Annotated in this window: 17 protein-coding genes, 4 tRNA genes and 1 other annotated feature; of the genes, 13 read left to right on the top strand and 8 right to left on the bottom strand. The window is 45.2% G+C overall.

Annotated elements, in window-relative coordinates; genetic code table 11:
• Positions 1 to 8 precede the first annotated feature (8 nt).
• From trpD to AB4583_RS00525, 4 genes are all read right to left on the bottom strand, one after another.
• Positions 9 to 1,004, bottom strand: a complete 996-nt coding sequence (trpD, locus tag AB4583_RS00540; RefSeq protein WP_372116021.1) for an anthranilate phosphoribosyltransferase — start codon at positions 1,002 to 1,004, stop codon at positions 9 to 11.
• A 9-nt stretch (positions 1,005 to 1,013) separates the two neighbouring features.
• The gene (locus AB4583_RS00535; protein ID WP_017063544.1) at positions 1,014 to 1,622 is read right to left on the bottom strand and encodes an aminodeoxychorismate/anthranilate synthase component II; all 609 of its coding nucleotides are present in this window, start codon (positions 1,620 to 1,622) and stop codon (positions 1,014 to 1,016) included.
• Between the two features lie 2 nt (positions 1,623 to 1,624).
• Complete coding sequence (locus tag AB4583_RS00530; RefSeq protein WP_017070758.1) at positions 1,625 to 3,232, bottom strand: anthranilate synthase component 1; 1,608 nt, start codon at positions 3,230 to 3,232, stop codon at positions 1,625 to 1,627.
• A gap of 125 nt (positions 3,233 to 3,357) precedes the next feature.
• Positions 3,358 to 3,472 (bottom strand) — a sequence feature (Trp leader region).
• Entirely contained in the window at positions 3,419 to 3,544 is a 126-nt protein-coding gene (locus AB4583_RS00525; RefSeq protein WP_009848753.1) for a trp operon leader peptide, read from the bottom strand. (Overlaps the previous feature by 54 nt.)
• Before the next feature lie 120 nt (positions 3,545 to 3,664).
• On the opposite strand from AB4583_RS00525, the gene rnm reads away from it, so the two are divergent.
• The 3 genes from rnm (at position 3,665) to rluB (ending at position 6,396) form a co-directional block, all read left to right on the top strand.
• Complete coding sequence (gene rnm, locus AB4583_RS00520) at positions 3,665 to 4,519, top strand: RNase RNM (protein ID WP_048659601.1); 855 nt, start codon at positions 3,665 to 3,667, stop codon at positions 4,517 to 4,519.
• Between the two features lie 62 nt (positions 4,520 to 4,581).
• Positions 4,582 to 5,202 carry an L-threonylcarbamoyladenylate synthase gene (locus tag AB4583_RS00515; RefSeq protein ID WP_009848751.1) on the top strand — a complete coding sequence of 207 codons (621 nt, stop codon included), beginning with the start codon at positions 4,582 to 4,584 and terminating at the stop codon, positions 5,200 to 5,202.
• Positions 5,203 to 5,361: 159 nt separating this feature from the next.
• Entirely contained in the window at positions 5,362 to 6,396 is a 1,035-nt protein-coding gene (gene rluB / locus AB4583_RS00510; RefSeq protein WP_017055112.1) for a 23S rRNA pseudouridine(2605) synthase RluB, read from the top strand.
• A gap of 226 nt (positions 6,397 to 6,622) precedes the next feature.
• On the opposite strand, the gene AB4583_RS00505 is transcribed toward rluB, so the two are convergent.
• From AB4583_RS00505 to yeiP, 3 genes are all read right to left on the bottom strand, one after another.
• A complete protein-coding gene (locus AB4583_RS00505) occupies positions 6,623 to 7,105 on the bottom strand; it encodes an RNA methyltransferase (RefSeq protein WP_017061495.1) in 483 nt (160 codons plus the stop codon).
• Between the two features lie 147 nt (positions 7,106 to 7,252).
• Complete coding sequence (locus AB4583_RS00500) at positions 7,253 to 7,582, bottom strand: HI1450 family dsDNA-mimic protein (protein WP_004741258.1); 330 nt, start codon at positions 7,580 to 7,582, stop codon at positions 7,253 to 7,255.
• 10 nt (positions 7,583 to 7,592) lie between these two features.
• Entirely contained in the window at positions 7,593 to 8,162 is a 570-nt protein-coding gene (gene yeiP, locus AB4583_RS00495; protein WP_017055115.1) for an elongation factor P-like protein YeiP, read from the bottom strand.
• Between the two features lie 137 nt (positions 8,163 to 8,299).
• Here yeiP and AB4583_RS00490 point away from each other — a divergent pair, with 137 nt between their 5' ends.
• Positions 8,300 to 9,067: a hypothetical protein gene (locus tag AB4583_RS00490; protein ID WP_017069981.1), complete on the top strand. Its 768-nt coding sequence runs from the start codon at positions 8,300 to 8,302 to the stop codon at positions 9,065 to 9,067.
• Positions 9,068 to 9,152: 85 nt separating this feature from the next.
• Here AB4583_RS00490 and AB4583_RS00485 read toward each other — a convergent pair whose 3' ends face one another.
• Entirely contained in the window at positions 9,153 to 11,516 is a 2,364-nt protein-coding gene (locus AB4583_RS00485) for a DNA polymerase II (protein ID WP_372116020.1), read from the bottom strand.
• A 426-nt stretch (positions 11,517 to 11,942) separates the two neighbouring features.
• Here AB4583_RS00485 and uvrY point away from each other — a divergent pair, with 426 nt between their 5' ends.
• The 9 genes from uvrY (at position 11,943) to AB4583_RS00440 (ending at position 20,876) form a co-directional block, all read left to right on the top strand.
• A complete protein-coding gene (gene uvrY, locus AB4583_RS00480; RefSeq protein ID WP_004729778.1) occupies positions 11,943 to 12,587 on the top strand; it encodes a UvrY/SirA/GacA family response regulator transcription factor in 645 nt (214 codons plus the stop codon).
• Between the two features lie 15 nt (positions 12,588 to 12,602).
• Positions 12,603 to 14,435: an excinuclease ABC subunit UvrC gene (uvrC, locus tag AB4583_RS00475; RefSeq protein WP_029235668.1), complete on the top strand. Its 1,833-nt coding sequence runs from the start codon at positions 12,603 to 12,605 to the stop codon at positions 14,433 to 14,435.
• Between the two features lie 46 nt (positions 14,436 to 14,481).
• Entirely contained in the window at positions 14,482 to 15,039 is a 558-nt protein-coding gene (pgsA, locus tag AB4583_RS00470; protein ID WP_017061490.1) for a CDP-diacylglycerol--glycerol-3-phosphate 3-phosphatidyltransferase, read from the top strand.
• Positions 15,040 to 15,306: 267 nt separating this feature from the next.
• Positions 15,307 to 15,380: transfer RNA gene (locus AB4583_RS00465), tRNA-Cys, on the top strand.
• A 36-nt stretch (positions 15,381 to 15,416) separates the two neighbouring features.
• Positions 15,417 to 15,492 (top strand) — tRNA-Gly (locus AB4583_RS00460).
• A gap of 80 nt (positions 15,493 to 15,572) precedes the next feature.
• Positions 15,573 to 15,659 (top strand) — tRNA-Leu (locus AB4583_RS00455).
• 32 nt (positions 15,660 to 15,691) lie between these two features.
• Positions 15,692 to 15,767, top strand: a tRNA-Gly gene (locus tag AB4583_RS00450).
• A gap of 907 nt (positions 15,768 to 16,674) precedes the next feature.
• Complete coding sequence (locus tag AB4583_RS00445) at positions 16,675 to 19,614, top strand: pyridoxal phosphate-dependent class III aminotransferase (protein ID WP_372116019.1); 2,940 nt, start codon at positions 16,675 to 16,677, stop codon at positions 19,612 to 19,614.
• 8 nt (positions 19,615 to 19,622) lie between these two features.
• Positions 19,623 to 20,876, top strand: a complete 1,254-nt coding sequence (locus AB4583_RS00440; RefSeq protein ID WP_017069176.1) for a carboxynorspermidine synthase — start codon at positions 19,623 to 19,625, stop codon at positions 20,874 to 20,876.
• Positions 20,877 to 20,999: the final 123 nt, after the last annotated feature.

The raw sequence follows: 20,999 nt of genomic DNA, 5'->3' as shown, positions 1-20,999 counted from the left end.
GTCGTTCGTTAGGCGTGTGCAGCAAGCTTATGTACAAGCTCGTACGCTTTGCCAGAGTTCATCGCGTCAATCGCTTGCTGAGCGTTGGCTTTTAGGTCTTCGTGACCAAATAGACGCATCAGCAGAGCTACGTTGACTGCCACTGCGCCAACTTGAGCATCAGTGCCTTTACCCGTCAGGATATCAGTTGTGATGGCTTTGTTCTCTTCTGGCTCGCCGCCCTTAATCGCTTCAAGAGGGTGAGTGTTCAAACCAAAGTCAGCCGGAGTCACTGTGTACTCGTGAATCTTGCCATCTTTGATTTCAGCAACCATGGTTTCGCCGTGAATCGCTACTTCATCAAGGCCGCTACCGTGAACAACCGCCGCGCGCTTCATGCCCATTTGCAGCATGGTTTCCGCGATAGGGCGTACAAGCTCTTTGCTGTAAACACCCATTAGCTCGATGTTAGGGCGAGCTGGGTTAATCAGTGGGCCAAGGATATTGAAGATAGTGCGCGTTTTCATGGTTTGACGAACAGGCATCGCGTGACGTACACCAACGTGATACTGCGGAGCAAATAGGAACGCTACGCCAAGTTCATCAACAGCCGTACGCGTGTCTTCTGCTGTCATCGCTAGGTTGATACCGAACAAATCCAATAGGTCAGAAGAACCTGATTTGCTCGATACGCTGCGGTTACCGTGCTTCGCGACTTTTAAGCCACACGCTGCGGCAACAAATGCAGAAGTCGTCGAAATATTAATGGTGTTGTGACCGTCGCCACCTGTACCAACGATGTCTGCGAAATCGTAATCAGGGCGAGGGAACGGGTTTGCATTCGCAAGCAGTGCTTTCGCCGCACCAGCGATCTCATCGGGCGTTTCGCCTTTGATTTTTAGTGCAGTCAGCGCAGAAGCCATCAAGATTGGGTCAAGTTCCCCCTTGATGATCACATCAAACAATTGTTGGCTTTCTTCTTGAGTAAGAGACTGCTGTTCGTAAAGTTTATTAATCTGTTCCATGATCGTTTCCTATTTTCCAGTCTTTTCAAGGCGAAGAGGTTTCTCAAGAGCCCATTCGATAGCGTTTGCTAGAAGCGTTGCACCGTAGGTCGTCATAATTGATTCAGGGTGGAATTGGAATCCACACACCTTGTCTTGTTCTTGAACCACAGACATCACCAAATCATCGACTTCAGCTGTCACCGTTAGGCTATCAGATACATGCGTTGCCACTAAAGAGTGATAGCGAGCGATAGCCAGTGGCGAAGGTAAGCCTTGGTAAGTCGCATGGTTTTGGTGTTCCATCATCGACACCTTACCATGAATGATTTCGCCAGCGCCTGCAACGGTGCCGCCATAGGCTTCAACAATCGCTTGGTGGCCTAAGCAAATACCAATCATTGGTACTTTACCTTTTAGAAGCTGAATTAGCTCTGGCATACAGCCCGCATCTGCTGGAGCGCCAGGGCCTGGCGAAAGCAGTGCAACGGGGTTGTCTAGTTCGTTGATCGCAGCTTCAACAACCTTTGCCGGAATGTTGTTACGGTAAATCTTTACGCTGTGACCTAATGAACGAAACTGGTCTACAAGGTTGTAAGTGAATGAGTCGAAGTTATCGATGAATACAATATCAGCCATGATTACGACTCCTTCTTGTTTGATGTGTTCTGATTTACTGCAGCGCTTTTAGTGTGTGCAGCTTGAATCGCTGAGATAACCGCTTGTGCCTTGCCGCGAGTTTCATCGGCTTCTGCTTGTGGGTCTGAGTCAAATACGACCCCAGCGCCTGCTTGTACTTGTGCCACGCCATCTTCAACGTAAGCAGAGCGAATTACGATACAAGTATCTAGAGTCCCTTCACCAGTTAGATAACCGACTGCACCACCGTAGCTACCACGACGCGTTTTTTCTACGTCTCGAATAAGCTGCATTGCGCGGATTTTTGGTGCGCCCGTTAGCGTGCCCATGTTCATACAAGCTTGGTAAGCGTGCAGAGCATCTAAGTCTTCACGGAGCTGACCAACAACACGAGAAACCAAGTGCATTACATGGCTGTAGCGGTCTACTTTCAGTAAGTCTGCTACGTGGCGAGTGCCAGCTTCGGCAATACGTGCCACATCGTTACGCGCTAGGTCAACTAGCATCATGTGCTCGGCGTTTTCTTTCTTGTCGGTACGCAGTTCAAGCTCGATACGGCTGTCTAGGTCGAAATCGATTTGACCGTCAGGGCGCTTACCACGACGACGAGTACCAGCAATCGGGTAGATCTCGATTTGGTTGGTTTCTGTCTCGTATTTCAGAGCGCTTTCTGGAGAAGCACCGAACAGAGTAAACAACTCGTCTTGCATGTAGAACATGTAAGGGCTTGGGTTACTTTGTTTGAGTTCTTTATAAGCCGCCAGTGGAGCAGGGCAAGGTAGAGTAAAGCGGCGTGAAGGTACCACTTGGAATACATCGCCTTTAACTACGTACTCTTTTAAATCACGAACCGTTTGGCAGAAGTCTTCATCTGAAACGCTTGGTACAGCTTCAACGTTGTCTAACGGCGTTACTTCAGTGATGGCTTTCAGGGACTGACACTGAGTTTGAATGTCGGCTAGACGGTCAGTTAATTGCGCTTTGATGTTGTCATCTTGAGCAAATAAGCTCGCGTGAAGTAGGCCTTCGTTCTCTTGGTGATCGAAACGCAATAGTGTTTCAGCTACGTAGAATACAAAGTCAGGACAATTGTTGGTTGCTTCAGCATCACCTAGTGGCTCAAAGTTTGCCACGATGTCGTAAGCGAATAAGCCCGCCATGAATAATGCGTGTTTGTTATCCGCGTCTTGCTCAAAGCTGTGCTGAACCAAACGCAGTGCATCGAATGAAGAGGCTTCTCTTAAACGTGAGTCTTCGTCTAATTCGTTGCTTGGTTCGATAAAAGTCAGCGTCAAAACGTTATCAGTAAGGTCAGATTTAATTTCTGCTTTCACGTTTTGAGTGAGATGTTCGATAAGCGCTTGACCGTTTTCAGTCAATGCTTGAAAGGTTACTTCATGTCCGCGACATACGATGCGAACAGCAGAGTCGATAAGGAGTAGGCTTGTCAGGTTCTGTTTAGATTCAATCTCGGCAGATTCCAACAAAAGACTATCAGTTTTGTTTTCACACAAAGTATGAAAAACGCTGGTTGGATCTTGCGAGTAAGGAACTGAGGAATTGATGACCTCAATGGTTCCCAGCTTTTTGATTTCAATGGCCTTGTTCACAAGACCTCCTTTATGATTCTTTAAATTTCCTGCCGTACATAGTCGCATAAAGATACCTTTCACCCAATCTAGAATATGGTCAATTCGATGATTTGTTAGTCAGTTGAATGTGAGATGTTCGACAAATTAAAAAGCCCGCTATTAAAGCGGGCTTAGTGATAACTTTTTTATAAACAAACTGTTTAATTAGAAGTACACGTTAGCCCACCAAGAACTTGTCCAAGTGCGCCACCAATTAAGCTCTGAACTTGCTTCTACTGAAGAAAGTTCTAAAACTTTATCTTTATGGTTTTGGTTAAATTCTTGTAACATGGTGAACCTATCAAATGTGATACTTCGTATTTGTGTACTAGTTAACTAGTTTTCTGCTTGCGGGTCAAGTGTGTTGACACAAATATAACGATAAAAATTGAAAACAATGAAAAAGAATATATGAGAATTGATCTACATAGTCATACAACAGCCTCAGATGGCCGACTTACTCCACCTGAGCTAATTGACCGAGCGCTTGGCTTTAACATCGAAGCGCTAGCGATTACAGATCATGACACGACTGATGGGCTTGCTGAAGCACGCAGCTACATTGCGGATAACAACCTTCCTATTCAGTTGATAAACGGCATTGAGATTTCGACTGTTTGGCAAAACAAAGATATCCATATTGTTGGGTTAAACGTTGATCCTGAGTCACCAGAACTCAAAGCGCTCATTGAACAACAGAAGCAACACCGTATTGGACGTGCAGAGATGATTGCTCAACGTCTTGAGAAAGCGACTCGTGAAGGGGTACTAGAAGAAGTTAAATTGATTGCGGGTGATGCGCCTATTACTCGCGCTCACTTTGCTAAGTGGTTAGTCGATAACGGCTACGCAAAAACCATGCAGCAGGTGTTTAAAAAGTTTCTTACTCGCAATAACCCAGGTTATGTGCCGCCAACGTGGTGTTCAATGAGTGATGCTGTCACGGCTATTCATGCTGCTGGTGGACAAGCCGTGCTCGCTCACCCTGGGCGATATGGCCTTACAGCCAAGTGGGTTAAGCGCCTGCTAGCGGCATTTGTTGAAGCGAAAGGGGATGCGATGGAAGTAGCTCAACCTCAGCAAGCGCAACAAGAAAGACGCACACTCGCGGATTATGCTATACAATACAAACTATTAGCCTCCCAAGGCAGTGATTTCCATTACCCATCTCCGTGGATGGAACTTGGACGCAATCTCTGGCTACCTTCTGGGGTCGAGGAAGTATGGAAAGATTGGGAGTTTCAAACGGTTTCACCATCTGAATAGTCTTTAGGTGAGCCAGCTCCTTCTGATGATAGAGTCGAGAGATTCGATAACGAGGATCAACAATGAGCCAGTTTTTTTATGTACACCCAGATAACCCACAAGCACGCTTAATTACTCAAGCGGTTGCGATTATTCGCAATGGCGGCGTTGTGGTTTATCCAACAGATTCCGGTTATGCGCTGGGCTGTCAGCTTGAAAACAAACAAGCACTTGAACGTATCTGTAAAATTCGTCGCATCGATGACAAGCACAATTTCACCTTGTTATGTCGTGATCTTTCTGAATTATCACTGTATGCACGCGTCGATAACGTGGCTTTCCGTCTACTGAAAGCACATACACCAGGTGCTTACACGTTTATCTTTAAAGCAACCAAAGAAGTGCCAAAGCGTTTGATGAACGCCAAGCGTAAAACGATTGGTATTCGTGTCCCAGACAACAAGATTGCACTCGACCTTTTGGAAGCGATGGGTGAACCATTAATGTCGACGTCTCTGATTCTGCCGGGTAACGAGACTACGGAGTCGGATCCAGAAGAAATTCGTGACAGCCTAGAGCATGCGGTTGATGTGATTTTGAATGGCGGTTACTTAGGTGAGCAACCGACGACGGTTATTGACTTCAGTGACGATGATGCCGTGGTTCTACGTCGTGGTGCTGGCGATCCTGCGCCGTTTGAATAATCGCTTTACTGATTAACATTCTGTAACGATACAGCAAACCTGCCACAGTAAATAACAAGTGCTTTTTGGCAGGTTATTTGCGATAATACGCGACCGCGATTTGGTCGCGAAAAATTCATTCGACGTCTGTGAAGACGACAATTAGGTAGAAAAGAGTAAATGAGCGAAAAATTACAGAAGGTTTTAGCGCGAGCTGGTCACGGTTCTCGTCGTGAACTAGAAGGTTTAATCAAATCTGGTCGTGTAAGTGTTAACGGTCAAGTTGCGAAACTGGGCGAGCGTCTTGAAGACGAGAACTCAGTGATCCGTATCGATGGCCATACTGTTTCAGGCAAGGCTTCTGAAGAAGTGGTTTGTCGTGTACTTGCTTACTACAAACCTGAAGGTGAGCTTTGTACTCGTCACGACCCTGAAGGCCGCCGTACTGTTTTCGATCGTCTACCTAAGATCCGTGGTTCTCGTTGGATTTCAGTTGGTCGTCTTGATGCAAACACATCAGGCCTTTTGCTTTTCACTACTGATGGTGAGCTTGCAAACCGTCTAATGCACCCAAGCCGTCAGGTTGAGCGTGAGTACCTAGTACGTGTATTCGGTGAAGTGACTGAGCAAAAAGTTAAAAACGTTACTCGTGGTGTACAACTAGAAGACGGCATGGCTCGTTTTGAAGATGTTGTTTACGCTGGTGGTGAAGGTATGAACCATACTTTCTATGTAGCGATTAACGAAGGTCGTAACCGTGAAGTTCGTCGTCTTTGGGAATCACAAGAAACAACAGTAAGCCGCCTGAAACGTGTACGTTACGGTGATATCTACCTTGATAAGAAACTGCCTCGTGGCGGTTGGAAAGAGCTAGATCTTCAAGAAGTTAACTACTTGCGTGAGCTTGTTGAGCTTAAGCCTGAGAAAGAGACACTGTTGGATCTTGATCCTTCAAACACTTCTCGTAAGCGTGAGCGTTCTCGTAGCCAAAAAATTCGTCGCGCTGTTAAGCGTCACGAAGAGCGTGCAAACGCACCAAAAGGCCGTAGCAACCAAACTAAGCGTAAGAAGCCTGCAACTCGCGGTACTACAACACCTGATTCAGGTCGTAGCGCTCCAGCTGCAAACAAAGGCAAACCTCAGGCTAACAAAAGTAAGCCTAAACTGAACAACGGTCGTCCGGCTAAACCAGCTAAGCCAAGAACACGTCAGTAATTACGTAATTTATTGCGCGTAAAGCTTCATTAGCTAAAAGCACTGAATACTAAAAAACCTGCTCATTGAGCAGGTTTTTTTACGTCTAGAAGAAATAAAAGATTCGGGATGCGAGTAATCGAGTATCGAAAACATACTGCCATAATCGGCAGTAAGCATGCTCTTCGCATCTCTTATCTCGTGTAGGCGCATCTATAATCTGCTCGTATCTCGTATCTCGTTTCTTTTACTTATGATTCGAAAAGTTATCGCCTTTCGCCAGTCGGTCGTAAAGCACAACATTCACTGATGCCGCTAGATTCATACAGCCGTTGGTCGGAACGTAAATCGTCTCACGACAGAAATCTGTGATTTCTTTCTTTAGCGTGCCATCTTCTGGGCCAAAAATGTAAAACGCACGTGGTGGGTGCTTGTAATCAGGTAGAGGCTTAGCACCTTCAATCAGATCAACAGCAACCGGCACGCAGCCTACTGGAATAATATCTTTCAGTTCTTCAACACCAATCAAAGGCAGGGCTAAGTGCTTTTCTTTGGTATCGGTATGGAATTTTCGCGCATGGTCGTAGCGTGTGCCAGTGTAAAACACAGAGTTGGCGCCGTAGCAGCCAGCTGCTCGCATCACTGAGCCTACGTTTTCTGGCGTCTTTGGGTTAACTAGGCCAATGCAGGCATAGCCTTTTGATTGTGTGTCTGTTTTTGCTTTGGTCATAATCAGTGAATCTAACGTTGATGATGAAAGTGATGAATCACGATGGAAAATAGCGTGATAAAAATAGCCGAGCAATGGGCTCGGCTAACTTTTAACTCGCTTACATGAATACTTGTTTACTCATGCAGATGAGCGTCAACAGCGGTATTAGTCGCGTTTCCACAGCATGTGACAGAACTTATGTTCTGGATCACGGCTGATTAACATGCGAGCAAATACGTCGTCTAGAACGTCATCAGCTTCATTCACAAGACCAATGCGCACTTCAGCGTAGATCTCTTTGTCGACTTCAAAGCCAACATGTTCAACCCAATCATCGCCAGTTTCAACAAGCTCTGCTGCGCCACGATCTTCAAACTGAGCAGTGAAAAGAATCACGTCTGCAGGCTCTAGGTTGTCAGGTGCCATCTCTAGGAAGATGTCGTATGCAGTGTCAATTGCGTCGTCATAAGACATTAGGTCGTTAGCTTCGGTCATAATAAGTATCTTAGCTTGCGCGGTTCATGTATTTACGTTCAGCAGTGTTTACTACTACTTTGTCGCCAGTCGCGATGTATTCAGGCACTTGAATAGTAAGACCTGTAGAAAGACGAGCAGGCTTAGTACGAGCAGACGCTGATGCACCTTTGATTGAAGGATCAGTCTCTTCGATAACTAGTTCAACAGATGTTGGTAGCTCAAGCGTTGCAGCGTTGCCGTCGATAAGGATCGCGTACATGCCTTGAGTTTCTTCGTTGATGAACAGTAGTTCGTCTTCGATAGTCTCACCGTTGAAGATGAATTGTGTGTAATCTTCGTTGTCCATGAAGATGTACTCGTTGCCATCAACGTAAGAGAACATTACTGCACGCTTAGTTACGTCAATAGTTTCAACAATTTCGTCAGCCTTGTGGCGAACTTCAGTTTTAACGCCAGTTGCTACATCGTTACCACGGAAGCGGTAAATCTTTTGGCCGCCACGGCCGCCTGGTGTTGTTACTTCGATATCTTTAACGATCACTGTTTTGCTTTCTACTGTGATAGCAAAACCTTTTTTAATTTCACTTGCTCTAGGCATTTTGTGTTTGTCCTTAGTGGGTCTATCCGCTGATTATATCTCGGAGATGCTATAAATAGGAATAGCTTGAATCATAAAGTCACCTAGGCGATCATAGAGTTATAGTTAAATCATTATTTTATTTACCGAAACGACCTATGCAGCTACCCGTTATTGACCCAACACAGCCTTTTCAACCTGAATTTCAACCTGTGGTTAACGATCTGATTACCTTTCTAAAAGGTGGGTTAGGATCTAATCTGCACAGTATTTATATTTATGGCAGTGTGGCTCGTAAGCAAGCCGTCTTCGGTCGCTCCAATCTAGATGTGGTTGTGGTGACCCATCGACCGTTTCCTGACCAACGAACCACTTTGTTGAACACCATCAAATGGCGTTTCCAAAAGAGCTTCCCGCAGGTAACTCAAGTGGCGATAAAAACTACCTTAGTGAGTGAGATAGTCGATTTCGACAATATCTTCACTTGGGGTTTTATGCTCAAGCATTTAGCCGTGTGTGTGCATGGTGAAGACTTATCAGATTGCTATGGTGATTTTGAAACGAGTTGGGAAATTGCCAAGCATTGGAATATGGATGCGGAAAACTGGTTAGCGGTGTATCGCAACAAGATTGCCCGAGCTACAACGCCAGAACAACAAGTGGCCGCACAAGTGATCATTGCCAAGAAGCTTCTGCGAGCGAGTTACTCTTTGGTGATGTATCGCGATAAGTATTGGTTCGATGATCCTGTAGAGTGTGGTCAACAGTTCTTGAAGTATCACCCAGATAGAGAAGTCGAAATTCAAAGGTTGGGTATTTTACTCTCAGGTAGACCGATCCCTAAACGTTCGGTGATCGGTATTCTTGATGGCTTTGGTGAGTGGTTAGTTAAGCAATATCAGAAAACCGAGTTTAGAATCGGATAGAGTTTCTTAATCTATCGATATAAAAAAGCAGAGCGAATTGAACATTCCTCTGCTTTTTTGTTTTGATGAAACCTCGACAATAATCTTAGAATAAACCTAATTGCTGTCCACTGACTCTCTCAAAATCTAACCCGATGAAGGGTAAGATAGCTTCAGCGACGGGTTTAATCTGTTTGTCGATGTAATGCTGATAATCAATACCACTCTTTAAATACTCTTTAGGCTCAGGGCCGCTCAGAGTAATCAAATATTCAATACGTCCTTTGTTTTGGTATTGAAGAGGGCGCCCTAACTGAGCATTGATTTCATCGGCCATACGAGCTGCACGAACCTGCGGTGGAATGTTCTTTTGGTATTCATGTAGCTTACGACGCAGACGCTTCTGGTAAACCAGTAAATCGTCATGTTTGCCAGCAGAGGTTTCATCAACAAACTGTCTGACGTAGTCGGTTGGATCTTGATCGTGAAACACCATCTCATACAAGGTTTGTTGGAACTGTTGTGCCAACGGCGTCCAGTCTGTTCTTGCACTCTCAAGCCCTTTGAAGATGATTTTCTCTTGGTCGCCTTGATTGATTAAACCGGCATAGCGCTTCTTCGAGCCAGTTTCTGAACCTCGAATGGTTGGCATAAGAAACTTGCGATAGTGAGTCTCATATTCCAATTCGAGTATAGAGGTTAGGTTGTAGGTTTCTTTTAAGTGATTCGTCCACCAATCGTTGATGTAAGTGACAAGTTCATTCCCGATCTCGTCTGCTTTTAGCTGATCATAGCTGCCGTTCAGAGACACGAAGGTTGAATCGGTATCGCCATAAATCACCTGATAGCCTTTGTTTTCGATCAGAACCTTGGTTTGCTTCATGATTTCATGACCGCGCATGGTGATCGACGAGGCTAGGCGAGTATCAAAGAAGCGACAACCAGACGAACCCAACACACCATAAAACGAGTTCATGATGATCTTAATCGCTTGAGAGAACGCCTTCTCGTTGTTCTTCTTCGCCACATCACGTGCAGCCCATAGGTTTTCGATCATCTCTGGCAGAAAGTGCTTTGAACGGTGGAATTGACCGCCTCTAAAACCCTCGACCGCTTGGTTTTCTTCAGGGCCTAGTTCCAGCTTCAATCCTTCGATTAACCCCATAGGGTCAATCAGGAACGAGCGGATGATTGATGGGTATAGGCTCTTGAAGTCGAGCACCAATACAGAGTCGTACAGGTTGGGAATTGAATCCATCACATAACCACCGGGGCTAGCAATCCAGTTCTCAGGCTCTAAGTTAGGCGCGACATAACCCGCTCTGTGTATCTGTGGTAGGTACAAATTAGTAAAAGCAGCAACAGAACCGCCAACACGATCAAGCTCGACACCAGTCAGTCGCGAGCGCTCAATCGCGAAGTCGAGTAGGTGAGTGTGCTCGAAGATGCTGTTTACCAGTACGCAGTCTTGAAGGTTGTACTTAGCGAGTGAGGGTTTATCGAACTTAAACATTCGGTTTATCTCATCCATACGGTCATGAACGTTATGGATGTCTTTGCCTTCCCCAAGCAGCTCTTGCGATACCGACTCAAGAGACCAAGAACGGAAGTGGTAGGTCGCTGTCTTGAGCATATCAATACCATCCAAGACAACGCGCCCCGGAATCGTGATAAAACCTTGCTGATTTTGAGCAGAACTGCGGAAAAAGCTCGGTTGGTTGTCTCTGCCGATGTTGAGCTTCACTTCGTTCCATTCTGAACGTTTGTGCAGCAGCCTAAAATCGAAGTCGATAACATTCCAGCCAATGATGATGTCAGGATCAAATTCAGAGAACCAAGCTATCATGGCTTCAAGTAGCGCTTTCTCGTTGGCAACCCATTGGATATTGGTTTCAGCTTGTTGTGCTTCGCCGACCATGATTACTCGGCTGTCCATCGGGCTGTCTAGGCCAATTGAATAAAGCACGCCTTTTTCCGAACACTCAATATCAAGCGAGACCACAGATAGACTGGGTAAGTAATCACCTGCTCGGCATTTTGCGTTTGAGACTCGATGATGCTGATTTTTTTGCACAGCAGATCCGGTGAACTCAATACTTCCCTTGATAAAACGTTCCATCAAGAATCGATCGGCGAGTCGAATATCGCTTTCAAAGGTTTGGATTTCTTCGTTGTGAAAGGCTTGCGCTAAACCAAAGCTGCTTCTCGACAGTGAGGTGTAACACGCGGCGAGAGGTGTTTGCTCGAATGTGGCTAATTCTAGAGGCTTAAATTGGCAATCGATCGACTCTTTCGCTGCGATTGCCTGACATGCCTCAACGTCAGATTGAGCGACAAAAAATACCGGTTTTTCATTTTGAATCGTCAGCAGAGTAGGGCCTTGAGGGGTGCTTAACCACAAGTCGATTTGTGTGCGCCCTGAAAAATCTCTTGCTTGTCTTGTGAGTACAAAGCCTTGCTGAATATCCAATGTAGTAACCTATTGAAATGGGGAATCGAATACTACCATCTAGCGACCCTCTGCGCACAAAAGGCAGTAAAAATACTAACTAAATTCTAGTTAGTAGAGGCAAATAACGGGACTCTATAAGCAAATAAGTGAAATTGTCGCGAATGGTTATTCAATGGTATTGAAAATATCTTTATCTTATGTAATTTTATTGGGTGTTGTTTTAACTGGTTGATTTTTAGAAAAAGCTTGTTGTTTTAGTTAGCTTATTTGTTAATAAGTACTTGCTAAAGTTCGTGTTTCAGCACATATTCAACAGAGCTTTTTTTTAGTAATTAAGTTAAGATGTACTCAATGCTGCGATCCACTGTTCCTTTGTTCAATTGTTTCAAACAGATGAAATGACACAGTGGTTGCAGAGCCAATTAATAGTGTGGAGATACAAGTTTGATAAATGTTTTCCTTGTAGATGATCACGAGCTGGTTCGCACAGGGATACGACGTATTATTGAAGACGTCCGTGGAATGAACGTAGCAGGGGAAGCTGAAAGCGGTGAAGATGCTGCAAAATGGTGTCGTACTAACAATACTGACGTTATTTTGATGGATATGAATATGCCTGGTATTGGTGGCTTAGAGGCAACCAAGAAAATCTTGCGTTTCAACCCTGATGTTAAAATCATCGTTTTAACTGTTCATACGGAAAATCCGTTTCCAACTAAAGTGATGCAAGCTGGAGCTGCTGGTTACCTTACTAAAGGGGCAGGTCCGGATGAAATGGTAAATGCAATTCGAGTGGTTAACAGTGGCCAACGATACATTTCACCAGAAATTGCGCAGCAGATGGCTTTGAGCCAATTCTCTCCTGCGTCTGAAAATCCATTCGCAGACTTATCTGAACGTGAACTTCAAATCATGATGATGATTACCAAAGGTCAGAAAGTGACGGATATTTCAGAACAACTCAATCTAAGTCCTAAAACAGTCAACAGTTACCGCTACCGTTTGTTCAGCAAGCTGGATATCAGTGGCGATGTAGAGCTGACGCATTTAGCGATTAGACATGGAATGTTAGACACTGAGACCCTTTAATACTGAGATCGTATAGTGACCAACTTGTTTGACTCAGTCTCATTCCTCAAGACAGTAACAGAGCAGCCCGGCGTTTATCGAATGTATAACGCCGAGGCTGCCGTTATTTACGTCGGTAAAGCTAAGAACCTCAAAAAACGCCTTTCCAGTTATTTCCGTAAAAAAGTCGACAGTGAAAAAACACGCGCTCTAGTTAGTAATATTGACAAGATCGATGTCACTGTAACGCACACGGAAACAGAAGCGCTCATTCTTGAGCACAACTACATCAAGCAGTACTTGCCTAAATACAACGTACTTTTGCGTGATGATAAGTCGTACCCTTATATTTTTATTAGCGGTCACAAGCATCCTCGTTTGTCGATGCACCGTGGTGCTAAGAAGAAAAAGGGCGAATACTTTGGTCCTTATCCTGATTCCGGCGCTGTGCGTGAGACGCTACACCTAATCCAAAAGATTTTCCCTGCCCGCCAGTGTGAAGATACGGTTTATGCCAATAGAACGCGCCCGTGTTTGATGTATCAGATTGGTCGTTGTGCTGCGCCATGTGTTAGCTCAATCATCTCTGATGAAGAGTACAGTGAACTTATCGACTACGTTCGTCTGTTCCTGCAAGGGAAAGACAAATTAGTCCTTGAGACGCTCATCGACAAAATGGACAAGGCAAGCCGTGAGCTTCGTTTTGAACAAGCTGCCGCTTTCCGTGATCAAATCCAAGCGATTCGACGTGTGCAAGAACAACAATACGTATCTGACGATTCAATGGAAGATATGGACGTGTTGGGATTTGCTCAAGAGAATGGCGTAGCGTGTATTCATATCTTGATGATTCGCCAAGGCAAGGTTTTAGGCAGTAGAAGCCATTTCCCTAAAATTCCCAACAATACGGTGCGAGAAGAGGTCTTTTCGAGCTTTTTAAGCCAATACTATCTTGCGCATAGTGAAGCGAGAACCATCCCAACCCGTTTGATTCTCAATGCCGATTTGATGGAAGATGTCACACCGATTCAAGAAGCCTTGTGTGAAGTAGCGGGTCGTAAGATTCACTTCAATACCAACCCTTCAGGTACTCGAGGTCGTTACCTTAAATTGTCTAATACCAATGCATTGACGGCTATTACCACCAAGATTAATCACAAGATGACGATTAATCAGCGCTTCAAAGAGCTCCAAGAAGTGCTGTCGATGGATGCTATCAAGCGCATGGAATGTTTTGATATCAGTCATACCATGGGTGAAAGCACGATTGCGTCGTGTGTGGTGTTCAATCAAGAAGGCCCGGTTAAACCAGAGTACCGTCGTTACAACATCACCGGCATTACAGGTGGCGATGATTATGCAGCGATGGCTCAGGCGCTTGAGAGACGTTATTCGAAGCAACTCGATGTCGACAAGATCCCAGACATCATCTTTATCGATGGTGGTAAAGGTCAGCTAAACCGCGCTCATGAGATCATTTCTCAATATTGGGGTGATTGGCCGTTTAGACCAAGAATGATGGGTATTGCGAAAGGCGTGACGCGTAAACCGGGTTTAGAAACTTTGGTAACCCTTGAAGGTGAAGAGTTTAATTTACCTAGCGATGCACCAGCGCTGCATCTTATCCAGCACATTCGTGATGAGAGCCATAATCATGCGATTGCAGGGCACAGGGCGAAACGTGGTAAAACGCGCAGAACCAGTGCTTTGGAAGGAATTGAAGGGGTAGGACCTAAACGTCGTCAAGCTTTGCTGAAATATATGGGTGGCTTACAAGAACTTAAGCGTGCAACTGTCGAAGAAATAGCCAAAGTGCCGGGCATTAGTCATTCTTTGGCAGAAAACATTTATCAAGCATTGAAACAATAGTAAAAATCCCGCACCATTAAAGCGCAATTAATAAGAGCCCAATAATATGCGTTTGAATATACCTAACATTTTGTCCTTACTGAGACTATTTTTGATCCCAGTATTCGTTGTCGTTTTCTATCTACCTTATCAATGGGCTCCTTTCGCTGCTGCGATGGTGTTTTGGGTAGCCGGTTTCACTGATTGGCTAGATGGCATGCTAGCTCGTAAGTTAGGGCAAACGTCTCGCTTCGGTGCCTTCATTGACCCTGTGGCTGACAAAGTGTTGGTCGCTACGGCTCTTATCCTGATTACAGAGCATTACCACTCTATTTGGATAACTATTCCAGCCGTGACCATGATTGCTCGTGAGATCATCATTTCAGCGCTTCGTGAATGGATGGCTGAAATCGGTAAACGCGCAAGTGTTGCGGTATCTTGGGTTGGTAAAGTCAAAACGGTTTCTCAGATGTTCGCTCTTTGGGTACTTATCTGGAGATACGACGACTGGATGGTGTGGGTAGGTTACATTGCACTGTATGTCGCCACCGTTCTTACTTATTGGTCAATGGCACAATACTTGATGGCTGCCAAAGACGATTTGTTAGACGAAAAACATCATTGATGAAGAAGCGAGCTGAGGCTCGCTTTTTTTGATCTTTAACCTAAGGTTAAGTTATCAATAGTGGATATCTAATGTGATATAGATCTCCTTTGAATAACCCGCTCACAGTGTGTTTTGAACATAAAGTCAGCTATTTGGCCTGTTTCGTATGAAATCTATTCAAACGAATTAAAAATACAAAAATAATATTGACTCAATCGTCTGAATCCGTAGAATGCATCCCGTACCCAAGAGGATGGCAATGAGCGATTCGATTGGAGTTACTAAGGCGCCTTGGCAGAGTGGCTATGCAGCGGATTGCAAATCCGTGGACCTCGGTTCGACTCCGGGAGGCGCCTCCATTCTCTCTTTCTTCTAGAAAGAATTTGAATGAAAATGCGATACTAGCTCAGTTGGTAGAGCGCAACCTTGCCAAGGTTGAGGTCATCGGTTCGAACCCGATGTATCGCTCCAAATTTTGTAATGTTGATTGGCGTCAGCATTAAGATGGTGTTTTACTTTTCAGTAATCGGCATCGCAATAAAGAATTGCGTGCCCTGGTGGTGGAATTGGTAGACACAAGGGATTTAAAATCCCTCGGCGTTCGCGCTGTGCCGGTTCAAGTCCGGCCCGGGGCACCATCTATTAAAGTCTTTATATCGATAAAGCAAATGCGATACTAGCTCAGTTGGTAGAGCGCAACCTTGCCAAGGTTGAGGTCATCGGTTCGAACCCGATGTATCGCTCCAAATTAAAAAGCCCGAACAGAAATGTTCGGGCTTTTTGGTTTCTGTGGTTTAGCTTTTGCGTGTAAGTACTTTGCTTGCTCGAGCCCTCACTTAGAATTCATCTCTATCTCTATCTCTATCTCTATCTCTATCTCTATCTCTATCTCAAAATTTCGCAATCAAGTTCGTTTAGATAAGTTAGTTTTTAAAAGCGAGATTCCCTATGAACTCGTTCCTCGTACTAGGGAATGACGAAAAGATGCCACAGCCTCGAAGCTATCACTAACGCCGCCTGTATACCTGCCTCGTCAGCCTTGGGCTCGAGGAACGAATGAACAGGGGAGCTCTTTCTTAAACGATAGTGTTGACGATATTTACAGCAATTGCTTAGCCACCACTGCTATTTATCAAGCTATTATTAAAAACTATTGATCGTTCATTTCACTTTATGTTACTTTTCCGCGCAATCTCGGAATGAACAATGTTCAAGAAGAGCAACGATTGCTTCTGGGGGATACGCGTAGTGACCATTCTTGCTGATTGGGACATTACGTAGGGTAGGTATTGGCTAGTCCTTTAGCTGATAGACGGGATACTTATGGCGCAGTTCGCCATGTTAATGGGAAACCCAACATTGAACACACTAATTACAACATTGCTAATCAGCTCTGCATTTCCAAAGGGACCAGCTCCTCATAGCTGCCCGATCCTGCAAAAATGTCCAATTCTTCAAAACAGTAGCATTACTGAACCTTGAGCTCACGCTAACAATTTATCGCTGTCTTAAGACGGCTTAATTTCGTATTCGTCATTTGACTTATGCGAGCGTACAGCTATATCTCATTTCTAGACAATACGTGTACTTCACTATGAACTCTCTCCAAATTTAACGAGAGTTGGTAGGTAATTGCGTCTGATGGAGGTGAGTATGAACACATTCAAGGGGACTTTTATGACTACCGCCTTTGAAGTCGATATCAATACTATCGCAAATTCATTTTCAACTATGGTTCCTATCTTAGAGGGAACGTACGACCTAACACCTGACGCTATTTTGCTAGAACAAGAACAGCATGAGTCGGATGTTCGCTCTTACCCAAGACGCCTGCCTATTGCTATTAAACGAGCATGTGGCGCTTTAGTTGAAGATACTCGTGGCCAACTCTTTCTCGATTGCTTAGCCGGTGCAGGTACACTTTCTCTGGGTTACAACCACCCTGAGATTAACCAAGCACTTAAAGACCAACTCGATTCTGGTTTGCCATACCAAACACTTGATATCACGACTCAAGCAAAAGAGACGTTTATCAAGCGAGTTAAAGCTTTTCTTCCTCAAGACTTTTCAAATAACTCGGTTCTTCAATTCTGTGGCCCATCTGGCGCTGACGCTGTGGAAGCGGCGATCAAGCTCGCCAAGCAAACCACAGGTCGCAACACCATGTTTGCTTTCCGTGGTGCTTACCATGGTATGACGAACGGCACCATGGGTATGATGGGTAACCTCGGCACTAAAGAGCGTCGTAGCGGCTTGATGTCTGATGTGCACTTCATGCCTTTCCCATACAACCTACGCTGCCCGTTTGGTATTGGTGGTGAAGTGGGTGCTAACGCGAGCATTCGTTACATCGAACGTATGTTGAATGATGACGAGTCTGGCATCATGAAACCGGCGGCGATGATCGTTGAGCCTGTGCAAGGTGAGGGCGGTGTGATTCCTGCTCCAGCATCTTGGTTACAAGGCCTACGTCGCATCTGTGATGAGCACGGCATCCTACTGATTTTTGATGAGATTCAGTGTGGTGTGGGCAAAACTGGCCATCGATTTGCGTTTGAAGAGTCTGGTGTTAATCCAGATATCTTATGTTTATCTAAAGCGATTGGTGGCGGACTGCCTATGTCGCTGCTTGTGTTCGATAAGAGCATTGATACATGGAAAGCGGGTGAGCACACCGGTACATTCCGTGGTAACCAATTAGCAATGGTCTCTGGCGCTAAGGCGTTGGAGATCATCGAACGAGATGGCTTAGTTGAGCACGCGAACATCGCAGGCCAATATTTACGTCACGGGCTTGAGAAGATTCAATCACGCGTTAGCTGTATTGCTGAAGTTCGTGGTAAAGGCCTGATGCTCGGTGCTGAGATCAAACAACCAAATGGTGAGCTTAACAAGTTTGGCGAACCACAATCAGACGGCGAACTAACCCTAGCGATTCAACGAGCAGCGTTAGAGCGTGGCTTGATGGTTGAAAAGGGTGGTCGTGATGGCTCGGTAATTCGTTTCCTTCCGCCAATGATTATCTCTTTTGAGCAGATTGACTTTGCACTCCGCGTAATGGAAGAAGCGATCATCGCAGCGGGCGGTGGCTTACAACAAGACCCAGCTTCAAGCGAACAAGCAAACCAAGAATGGAACAAGCATTTCATCCATACAGGTTTAGGCGGTAGCGACGAATTTGCTAACGTGATGAACCAAACCACTCAAGCGATGAAAGCGGTTTTTGAACAGGTTGAAACCCCTTATTCGGGTTTAGATCCTAAAGTGCTAGAAGCAGCTATCAATGCTGTCGACCTTGATAACAATCAACACGCTTTGGTTGATGTTGTAGATAGTACTGCAGACCTTGTCGCTGCAAACTCCATCTTCGTGCAACACCCAGATTGCATTGCACACCTTCACACTCCTCCTCTTATGGCTTCGGTAGCAGCGGAATCGATTATCGCGGCGTTGAATCAATCAATGGATTCATGGGACCAAGCATCGGCTGCGACTTATGTTGAGCAGCGCGTTGTGGATTGGATGTGTGACAAATACCAACTTGGCGCACAAGCTGACGGTGTTTTCACTAGCGGAGGCACGCAAAGTAACCTAATGGGTTTATTGCTTGCGAGAGACTGGGTTGCGGATAAGCACAATGGTCATTCTATCCAAAAGCTTGGCTTACCAGAATACGCGAGCAAACTGCGTATCTTATGTTCAAAGAAATCTCACTTCACGGTTCAAAAGTCAGCCTCTCTACTAGGGCTAGGCGAAGCGGCAGTGTGCTGTGTTGATACCAATGCAAACGGCACTATCAAGCCTGACTTGCTAGACGCAGAAGTGAAAGCACTGAAAGCACAAGGTCTGATTCCTTTTGCTGTGATTGGTACTGCGGGCACAACCGATCATGGTGCTATCGATGACCTTGATGCGATTGCAGAAATCGCAAGTCAGCAAGATCTTTGGTTCCATGTCGACAGTGCTTACGGTGGCGCGCTTATCTTAAGTAGCCATAAAGCTCGCCTGAAAGGCATCGAGAAAGCGGATTCAGTGAGCGTTGATTTCCACAAGTTGTTCTTCCAAACAATCAGCTGTGGTGCTGTGTTGCTGAAAGACAAAGCGAACTTTAAGTTCCTACTGCATCACGCAGACTACTTGAATCGCGAGCACGATGAGCTGCCAAATCTTGTCGATAAGTCTATTGCGACCACCAAGCGTTTTGATGCATTGAAAGTCTTCATGACGATGCAAAGCGTTGGACCAAAGCAGTTGGGTGATATGTACGACCATCTTCTTGAGCAAACGCTAGAAGTGGCAGACCTGATTCAAAACCAAGCTGACTTAGAGCTACTCGCAGAGCCGTCACTATCAACAGTGCTGTTCCGATCTAAGCCGTCAGCAAACGGCGAGCTAGATTTAGACAAACTGAATCAAACGTTAAGACTGGAAGCTCTGACTCGTGGTGTTGCCGTGCTTGGCGAAACGGTCGTCGACGGTAAAAGCGCGCTGAAATTTACAATCTTGAATCCGTGCTTAACGACATCAGATTTCAAATCTCTAATTAACAAAATTCAAACTTTAGCTATTGAGCTAGCAGAACAACAAGGGTAATTAAAACTATGGCTATTCTACAAATTGGTGCAGGCGGCGTTGGTTGGGTTGTTGCACACAAAGCAGCACAAAATAACGAAGTACTGGGTGATATCACAATCGCTTCTCGTACCATCGCGAAGTGTGAAAAAATCATCGAATCTATCAAGGGCAAAAACAACCTTAAAGATTCAACTAAGAAACTAGAAGCACGTTCAGTAGACGCTGATGATGTTGATGCGCTTGTTGCTTTGATTAAAGAAGTTCAGCCAGATCTTGTTATCAACGCTGGTCCTCCTTGGGTAAACATGGCAATCATGGAAGCGTGTTACCAAACTAAAGTCTCTTACCTAGATACATCGGTAGCGGTTGACCTATGTTCTGAAGGCCAGCAAGTACCACAAGCTTATGATTGGCAATGGGGTTATCGTGAGAAGTTCGCAGAAGCGGGCATCACAGGTATTCTTGGCGCTGGTTTCGATCCTGGTGTGGTATCAATCTTTGCTGCGTACGCGGTTAAGCACTTGTTCGATGAGATTGACTCAATTGATGTAATGGATGTGAATGCTGGTGACCACGGCAAGAAGTTTGCGACAAACTTTGACCCAGAAACCAACATGCTTGAGATCCAAGGCGATTCTTTCTACTGGGAAAATGAAGAGTGGAAACAAGTACCTTGTCACTCTCGTATGCTTGAGTTTGAATTCCCGAACTGTGGTTCTCACAAAGTTTACTCAATGGCGCACGATGAAGTTCGTTCAATGAAAGAGTTCATCCCAGCTAAGCGTATCGAATTTTGGATGGGCTTTGGTGATGCATACTTGAACTACTTCAACTGCATGCGTGATATCGGTCTTCTTAGCCCAGATCCGCTAACACTGCACGATGGTACTGTGGTTCAGCCTCTGCATGTTCTTAAAGCACTACTACCGGATCCAACATCTCTAGCTCCGGGTTACACTGGTTTAACGTGTATCGGTACTTGGGTTCAAGGTAAGAAAGATGGTAAAGAGCGTAGCGTATTCATCTACAATAACGCAGACCACGAAGTGGCTTACGAAGACGTAGAGCACCAAGCGATCTCTTACACAACTGGTGTTCCAGCGATTACCGCTGCACTTCAGTTCTTCCGTGGCGAATGGGCTGATAAAGGCGTGTTCAACATGGAACAGCTAAATCCAGATCCGTTCCTAGCAACTATGCCGGAAATTGGTCTAGATTGGCATGTTCAAGAGCTTGAAGCAGGCCAAGGTCTTCCAGTGATTCATGAGCTGAAAAAATAAGAACTGATTTCTTGTTTTGATTGCTAATTAAAGGGGACATGGATTGTTCCCTTTTCGATGATGATAGCCTTGAAGCTTTGGTATCATTTACTTTGATTTTGTAACTCACTGCGCTCGGACAGG

It is taken from the genome of Vibrio sp. 10N.222.49.C12, from assembly GCF_041475025.1.
GTDB classification, from domain to species: Bacteria; Pseudomonadota; Gammaproteobacteria; order Enterobacterales; family Vibrionaceae; genus Vibrio; species Vibrio crassostreae_C.
Note: the sequence above shows the minus strand (reverse complement) of the source record. Positions and strands in the feature narration are given on the sequence as shown.